The sequence below is a fragment of the Paenibacillus silviterrae genome (assembly GCF_030167925.1).
In the GTDB taxonomy this organism is placed as follows: Bacteria; Bacillota; Bacilli; order Paenibacillales; family NBRC-103111; genus Paenibacillus_G; species Paenibacillus_G silviterrae.
Map to the genome: position 1 here is coordinate 689388 of NZ_JASKUT010000001.1, position 26442 is coordinate 715829.

At 54.3% G+C, this 26442-nt stretch carries 25 protein-coding genes and 1 riboswitch; of the genes, 18 read left to right on the plus strand and 7 right to left on the minus strand.

Annotated features, from left to right (window positions below; translation table 11 throughout):
• The first annotated feature begins 19 nt into the window (after positions 1 to 19).
• Positions 20 to 529: a phosphoesterase gene (locus tag QMO62_RS02785; protein ID WP_284638595.1), complete on the plus strand. Its 510-nt coding sequence runs from the start codon at positions 20 to 22 to the stop codon at positions 527 to 529.
• A 23-nt stretch (positions 530 to 552) separates the two neighbouring features.
• Here QMO62_RS02785 and QMO62_RS02790 read toward each other — a convergent pair whose 3' ends face one another.
• The 3 genes from QMO62_RS02790 to QMO62_RS02800 all read right to left on the minus strand — a co-directional run bounded on the left by QMO62_RS02790 (position 553) and on the right by QMO62_RS02800 (position 2866).
• On the minus strand, positions 553 to 852 hold the full coding sequence (locus QMO62_RS02790; RefSeq protein ID WP_284638596.1) for a hypothetical protein: 300 nt from the start codon (positions 850 to 852) through the stop codon (positions 553 to 555).
• 81 nt (positions 853 to 933) lie between these two features.
• Positions 934 to 1761, minus strand: coding sequence for an MBL fold metallo-hydrolase (locus QMO62_RS02795; RefSeq protein WP_284638597.1), 828 nt, complete (start codon positions 1759 to 1761; stop codon positions 934 to 936).
• Positions 1762 to 1816: 55 nt separating this feature from the next.
• Positions 1817 to 2866: an FUSC family protein gene (locus QMO62_RS02800; RefSeq protein WP_284638598.1), complete on the minus strand. Its 1050-nt coding sequence runs from the start codon at positions 2864 to 2866 to the stop codon at positions 1817 to 1819.
• A gap of 252 nt (positions 2867 to 3118) precedes the next feature.
• On the opposite strand from QMO62_RS02800, the gene QMO62_RS02805 reads away from it, so the two are divergent.
• The 8 genes from QMO62_RS02805 to QMO62_RS02840 all read left to right on the plus strand — a co-directional run bounded on the left by QMO62_RS02805 (position 3119) and on the right by QMO62_RS02840 (position 12997).
• The gene (locus QMO62_RS02805) at positions 3119 to 6703 is read left to right on the plus strand and encodes a glycoside hydrolase family 44 protein (RefSeq protein ID WP_284638599.1); all 3585 of its coding nucleotides are present in this window, start codon (positions 3119 to 3121) and stop codon (positions 6701 to 6703) included.
• Between the two features lie 194 nt (positions 6704 to 6897).
• Positions 6898 to 7743, plus strand: a complete 846-nt coding sequence (locus QMO62_RS02810; RefSeq protein ID WP_284638600.1) for an SDR family NAD(P)-dependent oxidoreductase — start codon at positions 6898 to 6900, stop codon at positions 7741 to 7743.
• Between the two features lie 103 nt (positions 7744 to 7846).
• Positions 7847 to 8908 carry an ABC transporter substrate-binding protein gene (locus QMO62_RS02815; protein ID WP_284638601.1) on the plus strand — a complete coding sequence of 354 codons (1062 nt, stop codon included), beginning with the start codon at positions 7847 to 7849 and terminating at the stop codon, positions 8906 to 8908.
• Positions 8909 to 8959: 51 nt separating this feature from the next.
• Positions 8960 to 9778, plus strand: a complete 819-nt coding sequence (locus QMO62_RS02820) for an ABC transporter permease (RefSeq protein WP_284638602.1) — start codon at positions 8960 to 8962, stop codon at positions 9776 to 9778.
• 1 nt (position 9779) lies between these two features.
• Complete coding sequence (locus QMO62_RS02825; RefSeq protein WP_284638603.1) at positions 9780 to 10517, plus strand: ABC transporter ATP-binding protein; 738 nt, start codon at positions 9780 to 9782, stop codon at positions 10515 to 10517.
• A gap of 20 nt (positions 10518 to 10537) precedes the next feature.
• Positions 10538 to 11473, plus strand: a complete 936-nt coding sequence (cysK, locus tag QMO62_RS02830; protein ID WP_284638604.1) for a cysteine synthase A — start codon at positions 10538 to 10540, stop codon at positions 11471 to 11473.
• Between the two features lie 460 nt (positions 11474 to 11933).
• A complete protein-coding gene (locus QMO62_RS02835) occupies positions 11934 to 12701 on the plus strand; it encodes a DeoR/GlpR family DNA-binding transcription regulator (protein ID WP_284644841.1) in 768 nt (255 codons plus the stop codon).
• A gap of 101 nt (positions 12702 to 12802) precedes the next feature.
• Complete coding sequence (locus QMO62_RS02840; RefSeq protein WP_284638605.1) at positions 12803 to 12997, plus strand: DUF3973 domain-containing protein; 195 nt, start codon at positions 12803 to 12805, stop codon at positions 12995 to 12997.
• Here QMO62_RS02840 and QMO62_RS02845 read toward each other — a convergent pair.
• On the minus strand, positions 12994 to 14358 hold the full coding sequence (locus tag QMO62_RS02845) for an MATE family efflux transporter (RefSeq protein WP_284638606.1): 1365 nt from the start codon (positions 14356 to 14358) through the stop codon (positions 12994 to 12996). The two genes, QMO62_RS02840 and QMO62_RS02845, sit on opposite strands and share 4 nt — an antisense overlap.
• Before the next feature lie 170 nt (positions 14359 to 14528).
• Positions 14529 to 14765 (minus strand): hypothetical protein, encoded by a 237-nt coding sequence (locus tag QMO62_RS02850; protein ID WP_284638607.1) that lies wholly within the window; start codon positions 14763 to 14765, stop codon positions 14529 to 14531.
• 86 nt (positions 14766 to 14851) lie between these two features.
• Here QMO62_RS02850 and QMO62_RS02855 point away from each other — a divergent pair, with 86 nt between their 5' ends.
• Positions 14852 to 15379, plus strand: a complete 528-nt coding sequence (locus QMO62_RS02855) for a hypothetical protein (protein ID WP_284638608.1) — start codon at positions 14852 to 14854, stop codon at positions 15377 to 15379.
• A 109-nt stretch (positions 15380 to 15488) separates the two neighbouring features.
• On the opposite strand, the gene QMO62_RS02860 is transcribed toward QMO62_RS02855, so the two are convergent.
• Entirely contained in the window at positions 15489 to 16685 is a 1197-nt protein-coding gene (locus tag QMO62_RS02860) for a PASTA domain-containing protein (RefSeq protein ID WP_284638609.1), read from the minus strand.
• A 286-nt stretch (positions 16686 to 16971) separates the two neighbouring features.
• A riboswitch (cyclic di-GMP riboswitch) is annotated at positions 16972 to 17060 on the plus strand.
• A 96-nt stretch (positions 17061 to 17156) separates the two neighbouring features.
• Here QMO62_RS02860 and QMO62_RS02865 point away from each other — a divergent pair.
• The 6 genes from QMO62_RS02865 to QMO62_RS02890 all read left to right on the plus strand — a co-directional run bounded on the left by QMO62_RS02865 (position 17157) and on the right by QMO62_RS02890 (position 22083).
• The gene (locus tag QMO62_RS02865; RefSeq protein ID WP_284638610.1) at positions 17157 to 18101 is read left to right on the plus strand and encodes a C40 family peptidase; all 945 of its coding nucleotides are present in this window, start codon (positions 17157 to 17159) and stop codon (positions 18099 to 18101) included.
• Positions 18102 to 18377: 276 nt separating this feature from the next.
• The gene (locus QMO62_RS02870; protein ID WP_284638611.1) at positions 18378 to 19577 is read left to right on the plus strand and encodes an LLM class flavin-dependent oxidoreductase; all 1200 of its coding nucleotides are present in this window, start codon (positions 18378 to 18380) and stop codon (positions 19575 to 19577) included.
• A 12-nt stretch (positions 19578 to 19589) separates the two neighbouring features.
• The gene (locus QMO62_RS02875) at positions 19590 to 20363 is read left to right on the plus strand and encodes an ABC transporter ATP-binding protein (RefSeq protein WP_284638612.1); all 774 of its coding nucleotides are present in this window, start codon (positions 19590 to 19592) and stop codon (positions 20361 to 20363) included.
• Positions 20364 to 20386: 23 nt separating this feature from the next.
• Positions 20387 to 21262 carry an ABC transporter permease gene (locus tag QMO62_RS02880; RefSeq protein WP_284638613.1) on the plus strand — a complete coding sequence of 292 codons (876 nt, stop codon included), beginning with the start codon at positions 20387 to 20389 and terminating at the stop codon, positions 21260 to 21262.
• Between the two features lie 128 nt (positions 21263 to 21390).
• Entirely contained in the window at positions 21391 to 21678 is a 288-nt protein-coding gene (locus QMO62_RS02885; RefSeq protein WP_284638614.1) for a hypothetical protein, read from the plus strand.
• A 69-nt stretch (positions 21679 to 21747) separates the two neighbouring features.
• Complete coding sequence (locus QMO62_RS02890; RefSeq protein ID WP_284638615.1) at positions 21748 to 22083, plus strand: DUF4870 domain-containing protein; 336 nt, start codon at positions 21748 to 21750, stop codon at positions 22081 to 22083.
• Positions 22084 to 22163: 80 nt separating this feature from the next.
• Here QMO62_RS02890 and QMO62_RS02895 read toward each other — a convergent pair whose 3' ends face one another.
• A complete protein-coding gene (locus QMO62_RS02895) occupies positions 22164 to 23183 on the minus strand; it encodes an aliphatic sulfonate ABC transporter substrate-binding protein (RefSeq protein WP_284638616.1) in 1020 nt (339 codons plus the stop codon).
• A 328-nt stretch (positions 23184 to 23511) separates the two neighbouring features.
• Between QMO62_RS02895 and QMO62_RS02900 the strand changes: the two genes are divergently transcribed.
• Positions 23512 to 24489, plus strand: coding sequence for an aldo/keto reductase (locus QMO62_RS02900; RefSeq protein WP_284638617.1), 978 nt, complete (start codon positions 23512 to 23514; stop codon positions 24487 to 24489).
• A 540-nt stretch (positions 24490 to 25029) separates the two neighbouring features.
• Positions 25030 to 26430 (plus strand): amino acid permease, encoded by a 1401-nt coding sequence (locus tag QMO62_RS02905; RefSeq protein ID WP_284644842.1) that lies wholly within the window; start codon positions 25030 to 25032, stop codon positions 26428 to 26430.
• Positions 26431 to 26442: the final 12 nt, after the last annotated feature.

Genomic DNA, 26442 nt, shown 5'->3' on the forward strand with positions numbered 1-26442 from the left:
GTAAGGGAGCGACGTATCCATGCAGAAGGTGTTTATGACCTCGGACCAGCATTTCGGCCATGCGCATATCATCGATTTCGAGGATCGTCCGTTTCAGGATGCGGAAGAGATGACGGAGGCGATGATCGCCAAGTGGAACGCTGCGGTAGGCAAACAGGATAAGGTGTATCACCTGGGGGACTTTTCGTTCTTGAACAAGGAGAAAACCGCCGATATCCTCAGCAGACTCCAAGGATATAAGGTGCTCGTCATGGGCAATCATGACCGGGGAAGAAGCCGCAGCTGGTGGCTCGAGGCAGGCTTTCAGGAGGTGCATGAGCATCCGATTGTCTATGGCGGGTTTTTCTTCTTATCGCATGAGCCGATGTATATGAACAAACATATGCCCTATGTGAATCTTCACGGACACATTCACGGGCAGAAATATGAAGGCAATCAGTATATCAACCTGTGCGTCGAGCATTGGGATTACACGCCCGTATCCTTCGAAGCGTTGAAGGCGATGGTTACGCCAAGTGAGGAGCAGTAATCGGGGCGCCTGCGGCCGCTGAGTTACAGCTTAAATCTGCGGATATGCTCCGATAAGCCTTCCTTGAGCAAAATTTCCTTTTGCCTTGGACCGAGCAGGTCAAAATGAGGGTACGGCGGGCGGTGATGAATATGGCGGGGAGGCAGTCCGTTAGCGCGGCACCAATCGGCTAATCGTTCGACATCGGAGCAGCCGACCTTGGTGACCGACGTTACGCCGGGAAACCGCTCGTCAATCCAGTAATGGGTAAGGAAGGCGAGCTCCCCGCGAGCTACGGCTGCCTTCCACGCGGCCAGTTCTTCTATCTTAATGCCGAATGCCATAAGGGTATGCAATCCCTTCTATAATAGAGTAAAAACAGAGCCGACGGCTTACGCTGAAGGCTCTGTTTGGCATGCTGCCGTCTAATGCACGAAGCGCCCTTCGCTCGGAATGGCCAGCTCATCGAAGCGCTCGGCCAGCTCTCCGAGCGCCCTGTTCAGCTCCTCGCCGCGAATCGGACGGCCATGGCCGGTAACCGCAATGGCGGGTTGGAGGGCGGCCAGCTTCTTCACCGATTCCCAGGCTGCGGACCAGTCGGTCGTGAAATATTTGGGCGGGCCGTTCAGCTCCAGCTCTTGGAGCACGACCTTATACAGCGATTCCTGCTTCACCGTCACGAAGGCGTCTCCTGCAACCAGGCAGCGGTCCGATTCACGGAAGAGGGAGACATGGCCCGGTGTGTGTCCCGGTGTGTGAATCCATCGCCAGTCCTTCAGTCCGGGTACGGTGCCATCAGCAGGCAAGGGCCGGACATGGGGCTTCAAGTCAATGCCCGCATTCGGAAACAGCGGCGAAAGCTTTGCAATCCAGCCTTCATCAACGGCGGGATCGGCCGGCGGATAATCCCGTTCGCCTGTCAAATAGGGGAGCTCCAGCTCATGTGCGTACACCGGCACCTGCCAGTGCTCTACCAGATCGACGATGGCGCCGACATGGTCGAAATGACCGTGTGTCAGCACAATCGCTTCCGGCTTTGCCGAGCCGTAACGGTGCTCCGCCTCGCGGAGGATCACCTCCGCAGAGCGGGGCATGCCGGCATCGATGAGCACCCAGCCCTCCGAGCCATTGTCGGCGAAGACGACATTGACGATCTGAACGGGCAGGCAGTGAATGCCCTGCGCCGCCTCCTGAATCTCACCGCTAGTCACACTGGTGACCGGCAGCACAGCATCCTCAAATGAATTTTCCATAGCGTGTAGTACCTCCTGTGGTTTGCACACCTATGGTTTCCAAAGAAAGGCAGGCCTATGTACCATCCGGTTCTCCGGTCTCCACGCCCGCTTCCTCTTTCAGCTCCCGCCCCACCAGCTTATCCAGACGCCCGACATGGTAGCCGTAGTCATACACGGCCGCCGCTACGATAGCCAGCCGTACCTTGCCTTCGGGATTCGCGGTATACCGCTCGATCATCGTATCGATAAAACGGTCATTCTCTTTTCCGCCCGAAGGGGCAAGCCGAATGTCCGGCTTCAGCTTCTCTTCGAATTTGAGCAGCACCTGCTCATGATACTTCAGCAGCTTCTCCAGGTGTTCATCGTACAGGGCATCGGTTTCCGGCGAGCGAACGGCCTGGAAGTAATGCTGCTGGACGGCATCCAGCACGGCTGCACCCTTCTGCAGGGCAAGGAGCATTTGCTTATATACGATCAGCTGCCGAATGTGGCTGACCTTACCTCGCTTCAGCTTTTTCGTCTCTTCCTCGAACAGCCGGTACTTGTCGGCGATCGACTGGATGCTTCGCTCAAGCTCCTCCTTCTCCTCACGGAAAACGACCTCTTTCACCTCGTTAGAGATGACGGTTCGCAGCAGCAGCGACATTTTGGCAAAAACGGAATGAATCTGTGCGATGAACTGCTTCCTCGGATCCGGCGGGAAGAACAAGATATTGATAAGAAAGGCCGATCCAAGCCCCAGCATGATCAGAACAAAGCGGTTGAGCGCGAAATGCCAATCCCCGGCAGCATCCATGACAGCCACGACGGTAACCAGGGTGAGCCCGACGGTTTCCTCCATTTTCAGCTTCAAACAAATCGCAATGATCAGTACACAGACCAAGCCGATGGCGACCGGATCCTTCGAGAACAGCAAGCCTGCCGTCATGGCGAGTACCGCACCCAGCACATTCGTCTGCACCTGCTCCCACATGTACCTCCAGGAGCGGTAGATGGACGGCTGAACGGCAAAAATGGCAGCCACCGCGGCGATGACCGGAGGCGTCATATGCAGAAGCCCGGCTAAAAAAAGGGCTAAGGTAATGGCTATGCCTGTCTTTAAAACTCTGGCGCCGAAGGCCATGCTGCGTCACTCCTCTCCACTTCTATCTTACCGGATTGTAAGGGGTTTGACAAAATTACGTATATAGTTCCTAAGAATCATATGACTGGTAATATGGAACTATATTCCGCACTTTGTGGTGAACCATACAGTAAACGCTCCGGACGTTCTGCTATGATGTGTCAGGACAGAGACGAGAACCCAATAACTGACCGATAACTAAATTTCATAACTACGATTTACCGTCTCAACAAAGGAAAGGAGTTTCACTAAATGGAATCATCTGTAAAAATGGGAAAGAAAATCGCTGCATGCCTGCTGGCGTTCCCGCTTATGCTGGGGAGCATCAGCCCCCATTCGATAGGAGGGTCTGCCGTCGCGGTTGCCGCTGCCTCAGTCGACACCGCTGTAGCAGTGCAGCCGGGCAGCGCCCCTGCTGGCTCTGCCGTGAAGCTGGATGCGAAGGTGACGGTACCCGAAACGACGGCGCTGCTGGTGGACGTCGAGATATTCGACGCTTCGCTGAAGAAGGTTCACCAAATGTTCAAGGACAATATCAGCGTCAAAGCCGGCGTTCCGGCGACCGTTCCGTTTGAATGGACCCTCCCCGCAGGCTTGCCGGAGGGCAAATACATCGTCAGCATGGGGGTGTTCGGAGCCGGCTGGAGCAGCATGTACAAATGGCATGCCGGAGCGGCAGAGCTGACGGTCACGAAGGGAGCTCCGACGCTCACCTTCACCAGCAATGCCGGTGTGACGCCGGCACAAGCGCAGCGAGGGACCTCAGTGCAGGTAGACGCCTCGGTTGTAGCGAGCGTGTATTCGCAAGCGCTGGTCGAGCTGAGCCTGGTTGATCCAAACGGAGCCAAAGCGATGTCGCAAACCTTCCTGGAGACGTTCGAGGCTTCGCAGGTGAAGCGGCTGGCAGCGAACTGGAATGTTCCGCCAAACGCACCGGAAGGCGTGTATCAAGTGGCGGTCGACGTTCAAAAGCCGGACCGCACGGCGGTCTATCACCACAATGCGCAAGCGGGGCAATTTACCGTGGGCTCGGTACAGCAGCCGTCGCTGCCTGCTCCTGCGAACGTGAAGGCCGTTCCCGGAGAAACACAGGTGGCCTTAACCTGGGACGCTATTGCAGACAGTAACGTGATGTATGAGGTGGAAGCGGACGGAACCATCGTAGACACTATCACCGGTACAAGCTACATCCATAGCGGGCTGCAGACGGATACGGCTCATTCCTATCGGGTGCGCGCCAAGAGCAGCCATGCGGTCGGGCTATGGAGCAGCGAAGTAAAGGCGAAAACAGCGCCTGCCGTAAGCAAGGGTTCATTGCAAGTCAACATCAAAACGGGAACGAACGCTTCCACTCAACAGCCGAGCCCGGGGATTGAAATTTACAACATCAGCAAGAACGCAATAGAGCTGAAGGATGTGAGGGCCCGTTATTATTTTACCATCGATGGGGAGAAGCCGTTGTCTCTCGGCTTCTGGACGACGGCCGTTAAGGATCAAGTCACGACCGCCTTCGTAAAAATGCCGATTCCTTCCGCGAACGCGGACCATTACCTGGAGATTGGCTTCAAGGAAAACGCAGGGACGCTTCAGCCTGGAAGCAAGGTGGGCGTATACACTTGGCTTAACAAAAGCGACTGGTCGAGCTTTAAGCAAACCGACGATTACTCCTTCAACGGTTCTAGTGAGTCGGTAGCCAATGAGAAAGCGACGGGCTACCGCTTGGGGCAGCTGGATTGGGGCATGGAACCGGTGCTGCTCGATATGCCGGCATTCCCGTCGAATATCAAGGCGGTGCCCGACGAAACGTCGATCCTATGGACCTGGGACGCCGTGGCGGGGGCAACCGGCTATGACGTGGATGCGGACGGTGCCATCACCGAGAACGTGCAGGGAAGCGAGTTCCTGAGTCAGTGGCTGCGTCCGGGTACGCGGCATACCTTCAAGGTAAGAGCGAGAAAGGGCGACAAGCTGAGTTTGTGGAGCTCGGCGCTGACCGTTAAAACTACGGGCGAGCAAATCCTGCCTGCACCGGAGAACGTAAGGGCGAAAGCTTCGCAGGACGCCATCACCGTAACCTGGAATCAGCTTCAGGAAGAGATTACAGGCTACGACATCGAAGTCGACGGCTCCGTGATGAATGCAGGCACAGCCACAATCTATAACCATACCGGCCTTGCCCAGGGAACGTCTCATACGTATCGAGTGAGAGCGAAGGACGGCACAACGACAGGTGCATGGAGCTCGTCGCTCAAGCTGAATACGCTCTATGTGCCTACAGGCAAGTTCACCGTTAACTTCACGGTGGATACGGAGGCCCAGCGCGCACCGATCAGCCCGTATATTTATGGAACGAATGATGACCTGACCGGTACGGAAAACTGGGGCTCCAGACGTCAGGGCGGTAACCGAATGTCAACCTACAACTGGGAAAATAATGCCTCCAATGCCGGCGACGATTATTTCCATCGAAGCGACAACTATGTGCCGTGGTATTATGGCGGCATCCCATGGGGCGGTAATATGGACGATCCGGGCATCGGCGTCTCCGGCTTTCATCAGAAATCTCAAGCTATGGGCGCTTACACCTTAACCACTCTGCAGACCGCAGGCTATGTGGCGGCGGACAAGAATGGGGAGGTAAGCTCGGCGGAGACGGCTCCGTCTTCCCGCTGGAAGCAGGTGCAGGCGGCCAAAGGGGCGCCGTTCAGCCTGACGCCGGATCTAACCGACGACAAGGTGTACATGGATGAATTCGTCAACCTGCTCGTGAATAAGCACGGTAACGCCTCGACGCCTACGGGCATCAAGGGGTATGCGATCGATAACGAGCCGAGTCTGTGGAAGAGCACGCATCCTCACATGCATCCGGCCAAGCCGGGCAGTGCGGAGGTATTGAATAAGGGAATCGAGCTGGCCAAGGCCGTGAAGCACGTCGATCCTTATGCCGAAATGTTCGGCCCGGTGGCCTACAGCTTTGATGAAATGTACAGCATGCACGCAGCGGATGATTGGGAGTCCGTGAAAGGAAATTATCGCTGGTATGCCGATTATTACCTCGATAAGTTCCGGATCGCCTCCGAGCGGGAAAACAAACGGTTGCTGGATGTGTTCGATTTCCACTGGTATCCGGAAATTTCCGCCGGCGGCTACCGGATCACGGACAGCGGCTCCAATGATAAGCTGGAAGCGAACCTGGCGCGTATGCAGGCACCGCGGTCGCTGTGGGATCCCAGCTATACCGAAGACAGCTGGATCGGGCAGTGGTACAGCTCCTTCCTGCCGGTCATCCCGAGATTGCAGCAGTCGATCGATGAGTACAACCCGGGAACGAAGATTGCGATTACAGAGTACAATTACGGTGGAGAGAACAACGTCTACGGCGGAATCGCCCATGCGGATGTGCTCGGGATTTTCGGGAAATACGGAGTATATTTGGCAAATTTCTGGAAAATGGTGAACAACCTAGAGGATGCGCCTTATGTAACGGCAGCCTTCAAGATCTTCAACAACTACGACGGAGGCGGCGCGAGGTTCGGCGACACGAAGGTGAAGGCCGAAACCTCAAACATCGAGAACAGCTCCATCTACGGCTCCGTCTTTAAGGACAGCGACAACAAGCTTCATCTAATTGTAATGAACAAAAACAATGACCATGCGATGAATGCCGTTTTGAACATCGCCGGAAGCACACAGTATACATCGGCGCGCGTATGGGCGTTCGACGGCACCAGCCCGCGGATTACCGAGCGGGAAGGGATCAGCCGGATTACGGGCAACAGCTTCACCTACGAAGTTCCTAAGCTTACGGTAGCACATATCGTGCTTTCCGCCGAGTAACAGAAAGAGGGGATCCGGCATCTGCCGGGTACCCTCTTTCTTTGTAACGGCTGTCTACTGCGGGGGAGGGCGTGTCCAAACCTGCGGTACCCGGCTTTGGTCCGCTCGATTTTTACTTTTGTCAAACATGACGGAAGATGACATATTTGCCTTTTATCATGGGAATCATTCCTAAGGAAAGGTGAAGATGACTGATGCAAGAAACGACGTTGGCGGGAAAGGTTGCTCTGGTAGCAGGCGGAAGCAGGGGGGCAGGACGCGGCATCGCGATAGAACTCGGGAAGGCAGGGGCAATCGTTTATGTGTCCGGAAGAAGCGTGCGCGGAGAGACGACGAACGGTTTTCCGGGGAGCGTGGACGAGACGGTCGACCAAATCCGGGAAGCCGGAGGGACGGCGTATGCCTGCCGATGTGACCACAGGCAGGACGAGCAGTCGGAGGCGCTGGTGGAGCGAATACGGAAGGAACAGGGCAGGCTGGATGTTCTGGTCAACAACGCCTGGGGAGGGCATGACCTCGAATGGAGCCTTAAGCCGATCCCCTTCTGGGAATATCCCTTGGAGCTGTGGGATGCGATGTTTCAAGGCGGTGTGCGGGCGCAGCTCGGCATGAATCGTTATGCCGTTCCGCTGCTTCTGGAAACAGGAGGAGGGCTTATCGTACATCCGACCTTCTGGGACGACGGCAAGTATTTATCCGCGTTCTATTACGATCTGGCCAAAAGCACCATCAATCGTATGGCCTTCGGATTAGCTCAGGAGCTGAAGGACAAGGGAGTGGCGGTCGTTGCCCTTTCCCCGGGATGGATGAGAACCGAGCTTGTCCTTTCGGGCCATGATACGGATGAAGCGAATTGGCAGAAGGTGGATGCCTTGCAGCTGACGGAATCGACTCATTATATCGGGCGGGCCGTTTGTGCGTTAGCCGCAGACCGCGATGTGATGAAAAAAAGCGGCAGTGTGCTTCAGGTGGGCCGGCTGGCCCAGGAATACGGTTTTACCGATGTGGACGGCCGGTGGATTCCCCCGTTTCAGATTTAATCGTACGAACTATCGAAAAAGAATAGTTCTTGACATATCTCTTCATTCCACTATAATACCTACTATATTAGTAGGTATTTTCACATTTAGGGAGGCTCACATCTTGATTAGTCTACAGAGAAGAAACAAAGCCCTGCTAAGCTTCTTGGTCATCATGACCCTGCTGGTGCTGTCGGCCTGCGGTACGAATGCGAAGCAAGAGGCGGCTCCATCCGCAGGGGGAACCGGAGGCGCTGCAACGGCGGCGAAGAAGGATTTCGTAATCGGTTATTTGAACGTTATGGACGATGCTCAGGCGATGCTTGCTTATGAAGCGAAGCTTTACGATAAGCACGGTTTGAACGCGAAGCTGCAGAAGTTTAACAGCGGTACGGACCTGATTAAAGCGATGGTCGGAGGTCAGGTGGATGCGGGCGTGCTCGGCTTTACCAACGCGGTGTCTTGGGCTTCCAAGGGTGCCGGACTGAAGGTTGTCGGCGGCGCGCAGATGGGCTTTCACAGCATTCTGGTGAAGGAAGGCAGCGGCATTACGAAGGTGGAGGATTTGAAAGGGAAGAAGCTTGCATCCCAAGGTCAAGGGAGCACGGCGGATATCGTTCTTACCGGCGTCACACTGAAGAATGCGAATCTGACGAAGCAGGATCTTCAAATGGTGTATGTCGAGCCGGCACAGGCAATTCAATCGTTAGCCTCCGGAGCGGTGGATGCGGCATTCGTATTCGAGCCGTATGACAGCATTGCGACGAAGACGATGGGCATGAAGCAAATCTACGAGATCGGCAAGGTTTGGCCGTTCCCTTGTATGGTGGTTATCACAACCGATAAGCACTTGAAGGAAAACCGCGATGCGGTGAACATGGTTCTTGATGCGCAGAAGGAAGCTATCGAAATGCTGCAGAAGGATCCTTCCAAATCCGCCGAGCTGCTCGTGAGCAAATTCGTGGATAAGGACACCATGACTTCCCATCATGGCGGCGAAATGAAATCGGTTGAAGTGATTAAACAAGCTATTGAAACACAAATTTTTAACTGGGAGATCACCCCTGACCAGATCACTCGTATGCAGGAAATTTCCGATATCATGAGCAGCCAAGGGATTTTGGAAAAGACTGTGAATGTGAAGGATATTCTCGACCTTACTTGGCAGCAGCAACAGAAAAAATAGAGATCGCGCTCTAGGTGAATGATAAAAATCAATATGTAAGGAGAATTCTCGGTGGGCTCATCATCCTCAGCGACGGCACAAGCGAAACCGAAGTCAAGCTCCTCCTGGAAGAAGGTGCTCCCCTATCTGTATGCGGTAGGGAGCCTTCTTCTTATTTGGCAGATAGCTGCATTGTTCCTGCCGGCCTATCTGCTGCCGGACGTGCCTGATGTGTTCAAACGCTTGCTCGCCAGTACGAACAAACCTGAATTTACCGACGGGATCAAAAGCAGTCTGTACCGTCTAGCCTTGGGATACCCGTTGGCTTGCCTTTTTGGGGCTACGCTCGGCTTGATCGCGGGCGTCTCTCAAGGCTTTGCGGTGTATCTCCGCAGCTTGATTTCGATCCTGCAGTCGATACCTCCAATCACATGGGTGCCTTTCTTTGTCATCCTGCTCGGGTTCGGCGATGCTACGATCATTACCGTTATCATTATTGCAAGCTTCTTCCCGATGGCGCTTTCGGTTCTTAACTCCACGGAAGGCGTGAACCGTACGCATCTGGAGCTGGCGCGGGTGCTTGGAGCCTCTAAGCGGCAATTGATTCTCAAGGTGTTTGCACCGGAATCGCTGCCGGCGTTTATTACCGGGGCTCAGGTAGCCTTCGGTAACGCATGGCGTTCCCTGATCGCAGCCGAAATGGTAGGCGGCGCCTCCATCGGTCTCGGCTACTATTCCCGCTGGCGCGGGGAGGTTGCCGATATGGAGGGCGTTCTCATGAGTATTCTCGTGATCGGCACCATCGCGGCGCTGCTTGATCTGGTGCTGCTGGAATGGCTGAAGCGCAGGCTGCTCCGTTACCGCTATGTGAAGACGGGAGGAGCTGAATAACGTGCAAACCATCCATGTAGACAACGTCTCCAAAGCGTTCGGAACTTTAGAGGTGTTAAAGCAGGTCAATATTCGACTGGAGCAGGGAGAATTCGCTGCGATTGTCGGTCCCTCCGGGTGCGGTAAAAGTACGGTGCTTCGGATGATTGCCGGTTTGGAAACGGCGACAACGGGAGTCGTGACCGCAAATGCGAAGCCGATTCAAGCACCGGATCCCAGCCGAGTGCTGATTTTCCAAGAGCATGCCTTGTATCCGTGGAGAACGGTGGAGCAGAACGTAGGCTTCGGGCTTGAGCTTGCCGGAATGTCCAAAACCGAGCGTAAGCAGAAGTCCGATGCCATGCTCGAGAAGGTGGGGCTGGCCGGCTTCCAGAAGTATTACCCGCATCAGCTGTCCGGAGGCATGAGACAGCGCGCATCCATCGCCAGGGCCTTGGTGATGGATCCTGAAGTGCTTCTCCTGGATGAGCCTTTCGGAGCTTTGGACGCAATTACGAAAATTACGATGCAAAACGAGCTGATCCGCTTATGGGAAGGCACGGGCAAAACCGTTCTGCTGATCACTCATGATATTGATGAAGCCATTTACCTGGCGGATACGATATATGTAATGAGCCCCCGCCCCGGCCGCATCGTAGAGACCATCCGGTCGACGGTGCCGCGGCCGCGCAACCGCAACGGGGCGGATTTTGTACAGCTGCGCGAACAGATCATGAAGCACTTGGATTTGGCTAAGTAAAGGCAGGTGGACCTATCATCATGGGAATGTATAACAATATTACCGAGCTGATCGGCCAAACGCCGGTTGTCCGGCTGCAGCGGATCGTTCCGGCCGACTCGGCGGAAGTGTATGTGAAGCTGGAGAAATGCAACCCGTCGGGCAGTGTGAAGGACCGCGCTGCATACGGACTCATCACGGCAGCAGAGCGTCAGGGGCTGCTGAGACCGGGTGCAACCATTATTGAACCGACCAGCGGCAACACCGGCATCGGCTTAGCGATGATTGCAGCGGCGAGAGGGTATAAGGCTATCCTCATTATGCCCGACAATATGTCTAAGGAACGGATCAATATACTTAAGGCATACGGAGCACAAGTCGTCTTGACGCCCAGCGAACAAAGGATGCCGGGCGCTATCGCCAAGGCGTTGGAGCTGAGGGATCAAATTCCGGGCAGCTTCATTCCCCAGCAGTTCGAGAACCCGGCCAATCCCGACATTCACCGTGTGACCACGGCGCTGGAAATATTGGAGCAAATGGACGGCAAGCTGGATGGCTTCGTAGCGACGGCGGGCACGGGAGGCACCATTACCGGTACGGGGGAAACGCTTCGCGAGCACCTGCCGAACCTGCACATTGCGGTTGTGGAGCCTCAAGGCTCCCCGGTATTATCCGGAGGAAAGCCGGGTCCTCATAAGCTGGTAGGGACGAGTCCCGGCTTCATTCCGGCAATCCTCAACACCAAGGTATACGATGAAATCATTCAAATCCGGGATGAGGAAGCGGTTAAGACAACGCTGAATCTGGCGCGTCAAGAGGGCATGCTGGTAGGTCCTTCGTCCGGCGCATCCGTCTTCGCGGCTATCCAGGTGGCCCGCAAGCTGGGAGCGGGGAAGCGCGTGGTATGCATCGCCCCGGATACAGGCGAGCGTTACCTGAGCATGGGGATCTTCTCTTCGCCGGAAGACGGCGAGTAATCTGCAGTGAAAACGGTATGTTCTTTCCGGCGGTCGAGCCGGGGAGCATACCGTTTTTTTCGTATACCGGTGTTATTGCCACTGGATGAACTCATGAGGCTGAACGGTTTCATCGTTCCAAGTGAGCCCGAGACGGCGATTGCGTTCACCTATGAAGGAGGTCGCTTCTTCCACGATTCGGAGCATTCGGGTGTCGCCCAAAAATTGCAGCCCCGCCGTTACTCCGTCCCATACGCCTTGACTTCCTTTAGGTAAGCCAGCCAGGCATAGAACTCTTCGGGAGAGTGCGTGGCATGACTCCTTTCTATGGTTGTAGAGGAATATGAAGAAATTGTCAATCCCTGACCCTGGGCGCGTATTTGATGACCGAACCGCTTCAGGTAGTCTGCCGGACCGTCTTGTTGTACAATAGAGAGCAGGGAAGGATAGGTACGGAAAATCAAGGGAGCGGATGAAAGCAATGCTGGTGGCAGAGAGATGGCAGAAAATCGTACAGCTGGTGAATGAACGAGGGAGTATTCGGGTGACCGAGCTGAGTGAGCTTTGTCAGGTGACGGAGGAAACGATCCGGCGCGACCTGGACCGGCTGGAGGGTGAAGGAAAGCTCCGCAGGAGCCATGGCGGGGCGGTAAGCGTTCAATCCGAGGGCACCTCGGAAATTCCTTATTTGGTCAGGGAAACGACGAATGCCGAGCAAAAGCGGGACATTGCCGCTTCGGCTATCAGCCTGATCCAACCGAACGACCGGATTATTCTCGATGCGAGCTCTACCGCCTGGTATATGGCCCAAATTCTGCCGGACGTTCCGCTAACGGTTGTGACCAATTCGATCAGGGTGACGATGGAGCTGAGCACGAAGGAGAAAATTCAGGTGATCAGCACCGGGGGGCGGCTCACTTCGCGTTCACTTTCGTACGTAGGCCCTCTTGCGGAGCGTTCGCTTCGCACGTATCACGTGGATAAAGCGTTTCTCTCCTGCAAGGGTGTTCATCCGGAGCGGGGGGTCAGCGAATCGAATGAGCTGCAGGCGCTGATCAAGCAAAAAATGATCGAAATCGCCGATCAGGTGGTTTTGATGGCAGACTACAGCAAATTCGGACAGCAGTCGTTCGCCCATGTCGCCGATTGGGAACAGATCGATACGGTGATCACGGACCGGCAGACGGATACGGCATATATACAGCAACTGCAGGAGCAATCGGTACGTCTGATTCAAACAGGAAGCTAACGCCCAAAGCCTGTCGGCAGGAGAGGTGCTCCGGTGCTGACAGGCTTTTTTTAGGTATGTTTCGCGCGGATCCGGCATATGCTTTGTCTATCATTGTCTTAATGACGGAAAAGAGGTCGGATTCCATGTATTATTGTCTGAATTGCCAAAAGCTCCATGTCGTGACGAAGCAGCCCGAGGAGAGCGTGTTTCTCACCGGCTTTGTGTTTGTGGACAACACCAAGTATCAGGCGGGGCTGTGCCTGGCCTCGGACGCTGAGCAAGAGGAAGGGGAGGAGAGGGCTAACGCTTCTTAAGTTTCGGAGCTTGCGGGCAAGTGCACTTTCTTTTGAATCCGCACCAGACGTATGAATAGTCCGATGGCGCCCAAGGTAAGGCCGGTGCTTAATCCGATCCAGTAGCCGAACGGACCCATTTCAGTATAATGAGCCAGAATATAGCCGAACGGAAGTCCTACGACCCAATAAGATATCAGCGCTACCATGAAGGTGACGTTCACGTCCTTATAGCCTCTAAGCGCCCCTTGAATAGGAGCGGCCACGGCATCGGAGAGCTGAAAGAAGATGGCATAGAGTAAAAAATGTCCCGTCAGCTCAAGAAGCTCCGGATCGCCGGTGTAGATGCCTGCAATCGGCTTGGTAAAGAGCAGGAGAATCACTGTACAAATTCCAGCCATGCCCAAGGCGAAGCCGATGCCGAGCCGGCCGTAGATGCGGGCGTCACGGAACCGGCGCGCCCCGACCTCGAACCCGATCAGGATCGTCAGCGCCATGGAGATGCTAAGCGGGATCATGTACAGGAAGGAAGCGAAGTTGATGGCCGCCTGATGCGCCGCTATGGTCATCGTGCTGTATTCACTCATGAGCATGGTCACGGCGGCAAAGATGCTTACCTCGAAAAAAATGGACAGCCCGATCGGCAGTCCGATCGTCAGGAGCTCCTTCCAATCGGATAGGGAGATTCGATAAAACCGGCTGACGACAGCATATTCCGTAAACGGCTTGATCCGAGCGACGACCTGCCACGCGATCAAAAAAATGACCCAGTAGGTAATGGCGGAAGCGACGCCCGCTCCTGCTCCGCCGAGCTCAGGCAGCCCCATCTTCCCATAAATGAACAAGTAGTTCAGCAGTCCGTTGATGGGCAGCGAAACGAAGCTGATGTACATGGAGGTTCGCGTGTGTCCCAGCGCGTCGATGAAGCAGCGGAGCACGGTGTAAAGAAACAGTCCCGGGATTCCGGCGGCAATGGCGATCAAATAGTCTCTGGCCATGCTCTCCACCTTCGCTTCAAGCCCCATTAGGCTCAGAATCGGATTCACGGTGAAGAAGCCGATGACAATTACGGCTGTAGAAAGCAGGACTGATACGTATAAGGCCTGTACGACTTTAAAAGGGACGGAGTCTTTGCGGTTTGCGCCCGCAAGCTGCGCCACGATCGGAGTGACGGCAAGCAGGATACCGCTGAGTCCGGTTTGCACGGGCACCCAAAGGCTCGTTCCGATCGCAACGCCGGCCAGGTCGACAGCGCTGTAATGACCGGTCATGAACACATCGAAGAAGCTCATGGCAAACATAGCCACCTGAGTTCCCAGGATCGGCAATAATACAAAGAGAAGCTGTTTGATTTTTTGGCGCAGGGTGTAGGTTTGGTTCATGCTATGATCGTTCCTTTACGTTAACTTTGCTGGAAAGAAATGAAGAGTTCCTGATGCATTTAGACATCATACCAGAAAGCGGAGCATAAACCAAAGTAGACATGCTTAACGTAAAAAACCTGTGTCCGTATGCTGACAGCGGACACAGGCTTTAAGGCATCGCCCTCCGATTATTCGGAAGCACTGTCGTTGATAGCAGCTTGGTCCTCCGCTAATTGATTCACGGACGAGGTGACTGCCGATTCGTTGCTGCTGCTTTCCAACGCTTGATCAACGGCAGCTTGCGCATGGCGAAGGGAACGCTGGGCCTGAGCGACTTGACGGTCAGTAGGGTTCGCTTCGGCGGATTGTACGGCGTTATGGGCCGTTTCCACGGAATTTTGCGCTTGGGTTGCTTTGTCAGCCATGGGTTGTCCCTCCTTTCTTTTGGGAATCCCTTTTACTATGATAATAATAAGGATGGATTATGCAGGAAGACAGGGGAGAGATGGGTATGTTTGATCCGACGATTTATGACAATTTGAAGGTAGTTTTCGAAGGAGAGGCCTATGATCTTGATGCGCAAGGGGAATTTCTGATTACGATGCGCGAGGATTTGGTGAACCTGGCGGATATGAGCCGAAGCTTTAGCATCACGTTCCGTCATACGGGAGGAGCATGCAGTGCCGGTTTCACCTTAACGAGCGAGCTGCTGGATTTTGCAGGGGAGCTGCGGGGGCTGCGTCTTGCGGAGGAGGAGCCCGGGGTGTCGCTGCAGCTATGGATCGATATGCCTTCGGCTTACGAGTCGTATGTGCAGTCGCAATCGGACAAGCTGTGGGCCGATTGGGCCGATTCCACGGTGCTTGAGCTGGAGCGGCGAACCGCATACAGCTGGGAGCAGCGCTTGCTTCAGCCGGAGCAAGATATTCTGAGGGTCACTATGCAGTACAAAAACAAAATCAATGAGTCTCATGTCGACCAAGTGGGTGCCGTGCTGGCCCATTTCTTATCGACGGTGGCGGCAATAGCTGTGAAGTAGCCGAGAAGGCTTGCGGCAAGCACAATAAGGCGGAGGAGGCTTAGATAAGCCCTCAACCGCCTTATTACGTTTGCCATGGCAAGCGTGCGTAGGGGCGCTTTTATAGCCCTTAAGGCTTCCCTTTGCTGATCCAGAAGGTAACCCGGGTCCCCTTATCCACCGTTTCGCCGGGCTGGGGCTCCTGCTTGAACACTTTACCTGCCGGCTGCTCGTTGACTTCGAGGAAATAAGCGTATTTCAACCCGGAGGAAAGCGCCAGCTTCTCCGCCTCTTCCTTGCCAAGCCCCTTAAGGGCGGGCACCTGAACAGGTCCGTCTCCGGCCGGAGGGGCAGGCTTCGGCTCGGGAGCGGGCTTCGGCTTTTCTTGAGCCGGGTTCTCCTGAGCCGGGGGCGGAGCTTGCGTGACGGCCGGCTTTCTCTCATCTGAAGCAAGCATTTTTCCTACAGTTTCGAACAGTAAAGCAAATACGCCGATAAAAACAACAAGTCCGATCACGCCGGCCGTAAGGCCGATCCACATTTTTTTACCGAAAAAGGAGGTCCAGCCCCTCTTCCTGACGGGTTCCTCTTCTTCGTATTCTTCCGTTTCCTCTACTGACGCGACCTCGGGGTCACCTGTGCCGGACAAGGCGTCCTGGAGACTGCGTATCCAGGCGGCCAGCGAGGTTTGCTCCTGCATGGTGCGCTGGGCCGCCTGAACCAGAATGCTCCGGGCCGATTCCTGTACTCCGAGCTCCGCCAATGCCGCGGCAAGGCGAACCCGGAAAGGTTCGGAGTTCTCCGGGACATGGGAGGATCTGGTAATCAGCTGGAAAAACAATCGGCAAAGCTCCTTCGCGGGGCGCTCCTTTGCGGTTCCCTTATCCCATGAGTGAATGATGTTCAATTTGCCGTCATGCCGGAGCCACAAATTTTCCGCCCGTAAGGAAAAGTCCAACGGGCGCCGCTCCAGCACGTCCTGAAGGTCGTGTCCCAGCTCGACCAGCAGCTTGACGATCTGCTCGAAGGAAAGTGTATGATGCTCGATCAACCGGATCAGCGGTTCTCCCTTCTCGTAGGGCAGAATGATGGATACCTGCTCAGCGGTAACCTCCGCATCCAGAACATGCAGCAGGGAAGGCCAGGCCGTATGCCCGCCTTTGCCCAATTCCTCTATATACTCCTGTGCCGGGTAGCTGCCGCTAAGCTTGACGATGAACACGAGAACCTGGCGGCTCAGTGCGAGGTCCCGTCCCTTGTACAGATGCCCGTTATGCAGCGCAATCAAGGGCTCCTGCAGCTCGTAGCGAGTCCATCGTTTCTCCATAGTGTAGACCTCCCGTGGATAGTTTCTTTTCATACTATTCGAAGCAACGGGCAATTTTTACGGAATCTTTGTGAAACAATTTTAAACATTTTGCAATTATCGAGTGAGGCTACATGCGTTGGACCGCTCTAAGCTGTGACCTATATTTATATTTCCATTATATTACAAGGGGTCAATAGGGCTTCTAGCCTTGTTTTCCCATGGGAAATGATGCATCGTTTCGACTATTTTCGATCGGTACCCACTCAAACTATAATAGAGTCACGAAATGATTTAAGTTAACCTCTCACGATAATGGCAAAGTCGGCGAAAGCCGGTGACGCAAAGCTACAGGGGCTTCGGTTGATCGTTCAACCATGCTCGCCAGCTGCCGAAGGATCTAGGGAACCCGGGATAACCCTCTTTCTTCAACGGCTGGTAAGGAGAGGGTTCTTTTCCATTCCAACCCAAAGACACGGAGGTTATCACAGCATGAAGAAGCAGCTTGCATCCTTATTGGTCTTACTCTTTATTGTACTTTCCCTAGGTTCCGCTGTACAAGCGGAGGAAACGGTTCCCACCAAGGCACAAGCCGTTGCCGGGGTAAGCTTCCGGGACCAGCCGAGCACCTCAAGCCAGGTCATGCGTTATTTGAAGACAGGAGAGGTCGTTACCGTTCTTGACGTGGTAAATCCCTATTGGTACCGGATTCAGGATCAGCAGGGGACTATGGGCTATGTAAGCTCCGGCACGAAGTACATAACGTTGATCAGCAATGCAAAAATCATCTATGGGGTCAATTTCCGGACCGGTCCTTCCACCGAAGCGTCCAAAATCCGGATGCTGTCTACAGGCGAGGAGGTTCTCGTTCTGGAGAAAATCAATGACAGCTGGTATAAGGCAAAGGATAAAAATGGCGTGGTCGGCTATCTCAGCAGCAGCAGTAAGTATATTACAGCAGATTTCTCGGTAACGACCGTTGTGCTGCCTCTTCAGGAGCGAATTGAAAGCATCATACAAGCGGCTTCGGCTTACACCGGGACGCCCTATGAGTTCGGTTCGGAGCGGTTCGATACGGCGACGTTCGATTGCTCCGATCTGGTGCAGCAAGCCTTCTGGGATGCTACACGGACGGTTGTGCCGGGAGATTCCCGGGCCCAGGGCGATTACGTAAAGCAGCAGGGTGCCGTTACTTCCGATTGGCGTCAGCTGAAGCGCGGTGATCTGATGTTCTTCATGTCCTATAACGGCTCAAGCGCATCCGATTACAGCGGCATTGACAAAACTGCCGAGACGATTACTCACGTAGCGATCTACTTGGGCGACGGAATGATGCTTCATACCTATTCGCCTGAATCCGGCGGGGTGCGGACCGATTCGATCGCCGGACGTCACTGGGAATATCGGTTCCTATACGGCGGGAGTGCAACCAACTAGTAGATAGCGTAGCGGGGTCCTTCGGGATCTCGCTATTTCCTTCTTATGCGAAGTTAGAAAAAAGATATTGACACTGCATGGGATACTGAACTATACTGAGCTCATTAAAACATAGTAAACACATTGGAATTGTAGTTAATATGTCTACCGGTTCACCGGAGGCTTCGCTTATCTCGCATCCTATTGAAGGAGCAGGTAAGAGGAGTCTCCTTTTTTTATCCCTTCTGAGTTGATCGTTGGGAATCCGTTCAAACATGTAAAGGAGAGTGAAATGTTATGACAAACAAGTCTCAGCAAGTGGAGTTCGGCTGGTTCATACCGACGACAGGCGACGGCAAATATATCGGGGTGAAGCCGGAAAGGGAATCTACCGCAGAGTACATGATTCAAGTAGCGAAGACGGCGGAGGAAGCAGGCTTTACTTTCGCACTCATCCCCACCGGGGGCTCTTGCATCGATTCTTGGGTAGTCGGCTCCGCCATCGCTGCCCATACCCGGAAGCTTAAGCCGCTTGTCGCATTCCGTCCGGGACTCATCGCGCCCGTCCTGGCGGCTCGCATGGCTGCTTCACTCGATTATATATCGGGAGGCCGGGCATTGGTGAATGTGGTGACGGGCGGCTCGCCGCAGGATCTTATCGCTACCGGAGATCCGCTGGCCCACGATCATGATGCCCGCTACGAACGAACAAGGGAATTTCTTCACATTGTGAAAGAGGTTTGGACGCAATCAAAGAAAGGCTCGGATAGCTTCCTAGCCTCGAATTCTACCTATGGAGGAGCGGAACGCGTACAGTTTCAAGGGAAGTACTTTCAGCTCGAGGACGGGGCGAGCTTGCCCGCACCGATTCAGAATCCGCACCCTCCCTTATATTTTGGGGGCAGCTCGGCTGCCGGGAAGCGAACTGCGGTGGAAACGGCCGACGTCTTTCTTATGTGGGCGGAGCCGATCGATTGGATACGCGAGCAGATTGCGGAGCTGGAGCAGCTTCGTGCGGAGCTGAAGCGGGAGAAGGGAATCGACAGAACGCTTCGTTACGGCTTAAGGGCACAGGTGCTTGTTCGGGAAACAGAGGAAGAGGCATGGCGTGAAGCGTGGGACATCATCAGTAAAGTGGAACGGAAGGCAATCGACAATTCCAATCAACGCTTTGCCACTACCGATGCGACCAACCAGAAGCGTCAAAACGAGTTGCGTGAGCTGTCGCGGGACCATGACTTTCTGCTCGCCCCGAACCTATGGGCAGGACTTTCTACAGTGAGGGGCGGCGGCTCGATGCTGCTTGTAGGCACACCGGAGCAGGTGTCCGATCGAATCCTGGAATACGTGGATTTGGGCATTTCCTATTTTATTTTATCCGGCTACCCGAACCTGGAAGAAGCGAAAACGACAGGAGAGCTGCTGCTGCCGCTTGTCAAGCAGAAGCTGGCAGAGCGAGCGCAAGAGAATACGGAGCTGACTATCGAGAGTGCATAAGGAGCTGAAGCCATGAGTGTACTATTGGATATTGTACGGTTATTCAAGTCTTTTCCCACCCCTCAGGGCTCTGTTCAAGCGCTTCAGGATATTTCGCTTCAAGTAAAGCGCGGGGAATTCATCACGGTGATCGGACCGAGCGGCTGCGGAAAGAGCACCTTGCTCAAAATCGTCGCCGGCCTGGATACCGACTACCGTGGGCAAGTGCTGCTGGAGAAGGAGAAGGTGGAGCGACCAAGCATCGATAAAGGGTTTATTTTTCAGGAGCATCGATTGTTCCCCTGGCTAACGGTAGAGAAAAATATTGCGGCCGATTTGCCGTTAACGAATCCGGAGGTGCGCCGCAAGGTCGATGAACTGATCGCTCTGGTTCGGCTGAACGGCTTCGAGAAGGCATATCCTCGGGAGCTCTCCGGCGGGATGTCGCAGCGGGTAGCGATCGCACGCGCCTTGCTCCGCAATCCCAAGGTGCTTCTGCTGGATGAGCCGTTCGGCGCTTTGGACGCTTTTACGCGGGGACACCTGCAGGAGGTGCTGCTGGACATATGGCAAAAAAATCAGACGACCATGATTCTTGTGACCCATGATATTGACGAAGCGGTGTTTCTGGCGAACCGGGTCGTGATTATGAATGCGAGGCCCGGCACGATACGCCATGTGATTCCCGTGGATTTGCCCTATCCGCGCAAGAAATCGACCGTTTCGTTCCAGCAGCTGCGCCATAAGGTGCTCAGCGAATTCGAGCGTGTCGAAGAGCTGGAGCTGATCGACAGCTCAGGGATTTAATGAGGGGAAAGGTGAGATGATGCATGAGCTTAACCGCCAAAACCATACCCGCAAGCGCCGGCAGCCGGACGCAAGCGGGGAATACACTACAACCTTCGGAGGAAGCTCTGCTTCCTTCTTCCGCGGGGCCGAAGGAGAGCACTTGGATACGGGCCGCGCGTGGCAGCGCATTGCCGGCTCTCATCCTGATCCTGTGGCAGCTGGCGGGGTCCCTGGGCTTCGTTTCCGGCAATATTTTGCCGACTCCTGCGACCATTGCCGTTACCTTCTATGAGCTGACGGCCTCGGGAGAAATTCTCAAGCACCTGCAGATCAGCATCTATCGTGCGGCGCTTGGCTTTCTGTTGGGAGGGGGACTTGGACTTGTGCTGGGGCTGGCTACAGGGCTGTTCAAGAAATTTGAACAATCGCTTGACCCTACCGTACAAATGATCCGTACCATACCGCATCTCGCGGTAACGCCGCTGTTTATCCTTTGGTTCGGCTTCGGGGAATTTTCCAAGGTGCTGCTTATTGCGAAGGGGGCGTTCTTCCCGCTGTACGTTAATACGTTTCTTGGCATACGCAATGTCGATTCGAAGCTGTTCGATGTGGCGCGGATCCTGGAGTTTAGCCGCTGGCAGCAAATTACAAAGCTTGTGCTGCCTGCGGCGCTGCCGAACATTCTGCTCGGCCTGCGATTGTCCATCGGTGTTGCCTGGCTGGGCTTGGTCGTCGCGGAGCTGATGGGCTCCAGCGAGGGTGTCGGCTACCTGATTCTTGACGCGAGACAGTTTTCACAGACGGCTATCGTGTTTGTCGGGATCATCATTTTCGCTGTTGTCGGCAAAGGCTCGGATTCATTCGTTCGTTACTTGGAAAAAAGATGGCTGAAATGGCGGGACAGCTTTACGGGATAGCTTACACTTGGGAGATGTGCATAGCGGGTGCACTTCTCCCTTTGTTTCGTGGCATGCAGCTTGTCCCGCTAATTTGATGATGACTCATTCGACAAAATTCGATATAATGGAGGGAGGAGGGGACTTCCATGACAATACATAACGATAAACCCGAACACCCTAATGCCGAAAAGGCTTCGTACCTCTGGTCGGAACTTGAATCATGGCTCGGCGAAACCGCCGCCAAAGAGATTTCTGAAAGGATGCTGTCTATGGAGGTGCAGCAATTGATCGCATGCAGGGATGCCTTGCAATGCATTCGCGGGCATATGCTGCAAGCTGTAGAGGCCTCGGATTACACTAAAGGGGAGGGTTCCCCGATCCATTCGGCCTCTCAGGAAAGGAATTATTTGCAGTCGGCCGTAGAAGGATTGTAGTATACGACACAGAATTCGGCAGCGAATTCCGGTATACTAGGCTTAGAACTTAGATACCGAGGTGTAATTATGGAAACGAATCAAACGGCTTTAGGCTCCTACGATGCAGCAGACGTACAAAACAATAAATGGATGGCGGTTATCGGATACATTTTGTTCTTCGTTCCGCTTCTGGTCGCCAAGGATTCCCGCTTCGCAAGATATCATGCCAATCAGGGGCTGCTGCTGCTGCTTCTAAGCATTGCGGTGAATATCGTGCTGGGCATCATTCCGCTGATTGGCTGGCTGCTGCTGCCGATCGCGAACCTGCTCGTTCTGATCTTTGCGATCCTTGGGATTGTGAACGCGGCGCAGGGTCAAGCGAAGCCCCTTCCTTTGATCGGATCGATCGCCATTATTAAATAATGACAAAAAAAGACGCGCGCACGGCTAAATCAACCGGGCTGACGCGTCTTTTTTAACGCTGCTGAATGCAGAGGTTTTCTTTATTTTTTTAAGGCTTGCTCTACGAACGTATTGTCAATAACCTGAGAGGTGTCCAGCTTCTTATTGATCGCCCCAACGGAGTAAAGGAAGTCCGCCTGCTCCTGGTGCGCCTTGGCATATTCCGGAATAGCCGGCGATAGAATCGGCTCCGCATTTTTCAGCACCTCTGCCGTGATGGCCTTATCCAGCTTCTGTGCTTTGGAAATATCCTCTACCACTTCATCCAGATGGGAAACAAAATAGGTACGGGCTTCCTCGTAGGTTTTGAGAAATAACACCGTCAACTCCGGATGCTCCTTCGTAAACTTTGTACGGGCGATCAGGAAGCTGGGTGCATTGATGTTCAGATCCTGGCCGGTAGCGAGGAACTTGGCCCCGGTTTGATGAACGGCCGTCGTAGCATACGGATCCCACACCGCCCAAGCATCAATGGCTCCGCTGTCCAGTGCAGGTCTTGCTTCATCCGGCTGCAACTGAATGACCTTCACGTCATCCCCCTTCAGACCGGCTCGATCGATAGCCATATAGAGGAAATTATAGGCACTGCTCCCTTTGGCCACCCCGACCTTTCTCCCTTTTAAATCCTTCAGCTCTTTAATCGGACTGTTTTTGGGGATGACAATCATGTTCCCTTTCTTCCCGTCGGAGGTGACGGCTATTGCCTTAAAGTCGACGCCTCCCGTTTGCCCGGACACGACAGGAGTCCCTCCCACAGCTCCGAAGTCAATACGTCCGGCTGTGAGCGCCTCGAAGTGCGGCGGACCGCTGGCAAATTCCGACCATTTCACCTCTGCTCCTACTGAAGCAAAGGCCTTTTCGAAATAGCCCTTTTCCCTGGCATAGGGCAGAATCCCTGTCTTTCCTTGCACCCCGATATTGACTACGACCCTTTCTTTGGGCTTTTCGCCGCCTCCTGCGCCTTGAGTAGCTATAGTTTGCACGGTTCCGCAGGCGGCCAGCATCGAAAGGGAGAGGGCTCCCACCAGTGCCATGATCCCTAGTTTTTTTCGAATGTGCATAAGATGAATCCTCCTGTTCTATTATGCGGCGTATTTCAACCGCTAAGCTTTATAGGTACCGGGCGAAATAAAAAAACGGAGCCCAATACCTGTCGGGCAGGTATTCGTCTCCGCTGTGTACGGTGGATTATAATTTATTAATTCCTATTGGAATAGTATGGATTAAATATTATCAGCATTTTGGGCTGCTGTCAATGCTTTTTACGAGTAGTTACCTCGACGTAAGTAGCTGAACATTTTTTCAGATATTTCTTAATGGGATGTGGTGGCCTATACTAGGTAGAGAGTAAGGTACCGATGACAATGTAATGCCGGAGGGAGATTGGACATGTCGAGGAAAATACCTTTGCAACAACGCGGCTTTGCCGTAAGCCGATTGGTGCTGGGCTGTATGGGGCTAGGCGGAGGCTGGAAGCGGGATCCGTTAACTGCGGAGGACCTGCGTGCCGCTCATGAGGCTGTAGATGCTGCCCTCAACGCGGGAATTACTATGTTTGATCATGCGGATATTTACGCTTATGGTAAAGCGGAGCAAGTATTTGGACAAGTGCTGGCCGAGCGCCCAGAGCTGAAGGAGAAAATGGTGCTCCAGTCCAAATGCGGCATCCGGTTCGAGGATGGACCGGGTCGGCGGGGCCGGTATGATTTTTCCAAGGAGCATATCGTCCAAAGCGTTGACGGCATCTTGAGCCGCCTTAAGGTTGATGCAATCGATATTCTGCTGCTGCATCGGCCGGATCCGTTGATGGAGCCGGAGGAAGTGGCGGAGGCGTTCGACCGGCTGCTGCGGGCAGGGAAAGTAAAAACCTTCGGCGTTTCCAATATGAACTCCGCTCAGATGAGAATGCTGCAAGCTAGCTTGGACGTGCCGCTCATCGTTAACCAACTGGAGCTCAGCCTGTCCAAGCTGGATTGGATCGATGCGGGGGTACTCGTGAACCAGAAGCCGGGGGCGGAAGTGAATTTCGCCCAGGGCACGCTGGAGCATTGCCGGCTTGAGAACATTCAGGTGCAATCCTGGGGGCCGTTGTCCAAAGGCCTGTACACCGGGCGTGATTTGGCCGGGCAGCCGGACCAAGTGAAGCAAACCGCCGCGTTGGTCCAGAAGCTTGCCGAGCAAAAGGAAACGACGCCGGAAGCGGTAGTGCTCGCCTGGCTGATGCGCCATCCGGCCGGAATTCAACCGGTCATCGGCACAACGAGCCCGGAGCGTATTCGTGCCTGTGCAGCGGCAATGGACATTACGCTGACGCGTGAAGAGTGGTACTCGCTTTACGTTACCTCGCGAGGAAAAAAGATGCCATAAGCAGTGAGGATCTCCCATGCCGGTAGTCACGGGAGATCCTTTTTTATTGCAAGGCATGTCGAGGTCCGTGACGCCGCGCGATCAGCGCTACCGTGACGTTAGTGTCCCAGCATGCCGCTAACATGGGGGAGAGGGCGAGAAATCCACGGCAATAGCAGTCTCCGCAGCCGTTCCTTGGAGCAGCCTCGCTCATGACGAATCATAAATTCCTTATACAAAGCTTCGAATACCAATAGCCTTCACTCCTCTGCCGGATATAAGCACAAAAAAAACACCGTCCATCCCTAACTTGAGCGCAGGGAGGAACGGTGTATGCTTTACAACCGAAAAGTTATTTTACTTTTATAATACCGCATCGACGCCCCTTCATTCAACGGGACCTACCTTACCGCCTAAAGAATTCCATTGCCACAACCCGGCATTTTCTAGTAAACTAGTGGATGTTTTTTGGATTGATTCGTCCATAGGGAAGAAGGGGTAGTACAAGTGAGCAATAAACAAAATAAACAACTTCAGCGCGGGCTGAAGGCAAGGCATCTGATGATGATCTCGATCGGGGGCTCCATCGGGACCGGCTTGTTCCTGGCCAGCGGCGGGGCCATTTCCACGGCAGGACCGGGCGGAGCGCTGCTGGCGTATGCGGCGATCGGCATCATGGTGTACTTCCTGATGACCAGCCTGGGAGAGATGGCCGCCTACATGCCGGTGTCCGGCTCTTTCAGTACTTATGCGGGACGTTTCGTCGACCCTGCGCTTGGCTATGCGCTCGGCTGGAACTATTGGTTCAACTGGGCCGTAACGATCGCCGCCGAGCTTTCGGCCGCCGGACTCATCATGAAGTTCTGGTTTCCCGACACGCCGTCTTTGCCTTGGAGTGTGCTATTCCTTGCTATCATGCTGCTATTTAATTATTTATCGGTCAAAGGCTTCGGGGAAGCCGAATATTGGTTTGCCTTGATTAAAGTCGTTACCGTCATTCTGTTTATCGGAGTCGGCTTGCTCATGATCTTCGGGATTCTGGGCGGACAACCGGTCGGGTTCACTCACTTTACAGAGGGCGACGCTCCGTTCCATGGAGGCTTTATGGCTATGCTGGGCGTGTTCATGGCGGCGGGCTTCTCCTTCCAAGGGACGGAGCTGCTGGGGGTTGCAGCAGGGGAGAGCGAGAACCCGAGGGTGAATATCCCGAAAGCAATCCGGCAAGTATTTTGGCGCATCCTCTTATTTTATATTTTGGCTATTTTCGTTATCGGGATGCTGATCTCCTATACGAATCCGGTGCTGATCAACGGAGACGTCGACAATATTGCGGTAAGCCCCTTCACCATCGTATTCGAAAATGCCGGCTTGGCTTTTGCCGCTTCCGTCATGAACGCGATCATTCTGACCTCGGTGCTTTCCGCCGGTAACTCCGGAATGTATGCCTCGACCCGGATGCTTTGGGTGCTCGCTAAGGAGGGGAAGGCGCCGCAGTGGCTTGGTGCGCTGAATCGCCGCGGGGTTCCGGTAACCTCGCTGCTAGCGACGGCAGCCGTAGGGATGCTGGCATTTTTCACCTCCCTGTTCGGCGACGGCGTCGTCTACATCTGGCTGCTGAATTTGTCCGGCATGTGCGGATTTCTGGCGTGGCTTGGGATCGCGGTCAGTCATTATCGCTTTCGCAAAGCGTATCGGCTGCAAGGCTTTCGTATCAACGATCTGCCCTTCAAAGCACGGTGGTATCCGTTTGGACCGATCTTTGCATTCGCACTCTGCCTGTTCGTTATGATCGGGCAAGGCTACTCGGCTGTCACCGGCGATGCAATCGATTGGAAGGCGCTGCTCTCGTCCTACATCGGCTTGCCTTTGTTTGCGGCATTCTACTTCGGCTACAAGCTCAAGCATAAGACGCGTCTGATCCCGCTCAAGGATTGCCAACTGGTCGATCCAGAGAACAAATAGTGGTTGACAGTA

Coding starts and splice junctions, on each gene's coding strand:
- QMO62_RS02905 (WP_284644842.1), top strand. CDS start 25,030: ATGATGATCTCGATCGGGGGCTCCATCGGGACCGGCTTGTTCCTGGCC.
- QMO62_RS02875 (WP_284638612.1), top strand. CDS start 19,590: ATGAGTGTACTATTGGATATTGTACGGTTATTCAAGTCTTTTCCCACC.
- QMO62_RS02835 (WP_284644841.1), top strand. CDS start 11,934: ATGCTGGTGGCAGAGAGATGGCAGAAAATCGTACAGCTGGTGAATGAA.
- QMO62_RS02890 (WP_284638615.1), top strand. CDS start 21,748: ATGGAAACGAATCAAACGGCTTTAGGCTCCTACGATGCAGCAGACGTA.
- QMO62_RS02860 (WP_284638609.1), bottom strand. CDS start 16,685: ATGGAGAAACGATGGACTCGCTACGAGCTGCAGGAGCCCTTGATTGCG.
- QMO62_RS02885 (WP_284638614.1), top strand. CDS start 21,391: ATGACAATACATAACGATAAACCCGAACACCCTAATGCCGAAAAGGCT.
- QMO62_RS02850 (WP_284638607.1), bottom strand. CDS start 14,765: ATGGCTGACAAAGCAACCCAAGCGCAAAATTCCGTGGAAACGGCCCAT.
- QMO62_RS02900 (WP_284638617.1), top strand. CDS start 23,512: ATGTCGAGGAAAATACCTTTGCAACAACGCGGCTTTGCCGTAAGCCGA.
- QMO62_RS02865 (WP_284638610.1), top strand. CDS start 17,157: ATGAAGAAGCAGCTTGCATCCTTATTGGTCTTACTCTTTATTGTACTT.
- QMO62_RS02790 (WP_284638596.1), bottom strand. CDS start 852: ATGGCATTCGGCATTAAGATAGAAGAACTGGCCGCGTGGAAGGCAGCC.
- QMO62_RS02895 (WP_284638616.1), bottom strand. CDS start 23,183: ATGCACATTCGAAAAAAACTAGGGATCATGGCACTGGTGGGAGCCCTC.
- QMO62_RS02840 (WP_284638605.1), top strand. CDS start 12,803: ATGACGGAAAAGAGGTCGGATTCCATGTATTATTGTCTGAATTGCCAA.
- QMO62_RS02870 (WP_284638611.1), top strand. CDS start 18,378: ATGACAAACAAGTCTCAGCAAGTGGAGTTCGGCTGGTTCATACCGACG.
- QMO62_RS02795 (WP_284638597.1), bottom strand. CDS start 1,761: ATGGAAAATTCATTTGAGGATGCTGTGCTGCCGGTCACCAGTGTGACT.
- QMO62_RS02880 (WP_284638613.1), top strand. CDS start 20,387: ATGAGCTTAACCGCCAAAACCATACCCGCAAGCGCCGGCAGCCGGACG.
- QMO62_RS02805 (WP_284638599.1), top strand. CDS start 3,119: ATGGAATCATCTGTAAAAATGGGAAAGAAAATCGCTGCATGCCTGCTG.
- cysK (WP_284638604.1), top strand. CDS start 10,538: ATGGGAATGTATAACAATATTACCGAGCTGATCGGCCAAACGCCGGTT.
- QMO62_RS02800 (WP_284638598.1), bottom strand. CDS start 2,866: ATGGCCTTCGGCGCCAGAGTTTTAAAGACAGGCATAGCCATTACCTTA.
- QMO62_RS02810 (WP_284638600.1), top strand. CDS start 6,898: ATGCAAGAAACGACGTTGGCGGGAAAGGTTGCTCTGGTAGCAGGCGGA.
- QMO62_RS02855 (WP_284638608.1), top strand. CDS start 14,852: ATGTTTGATCCGACGATTTATGACAATTTGAAGGTAGTTTTCGAAGGA.
- QMO62_RS02785 (WP_284638595.1), top strand. CDS start 20: ATGCAGAAGGTGTTTATGACCTCGGACCAGCATTTCGGCCATGCGCAT.
- QMO62_RS02845 (WP_284638606.1), bottom strand. CDS start 14,358: ATGAACCAAACCTACACCCTGCGCCAAAAAATCAAACAGCTTCTCTTT.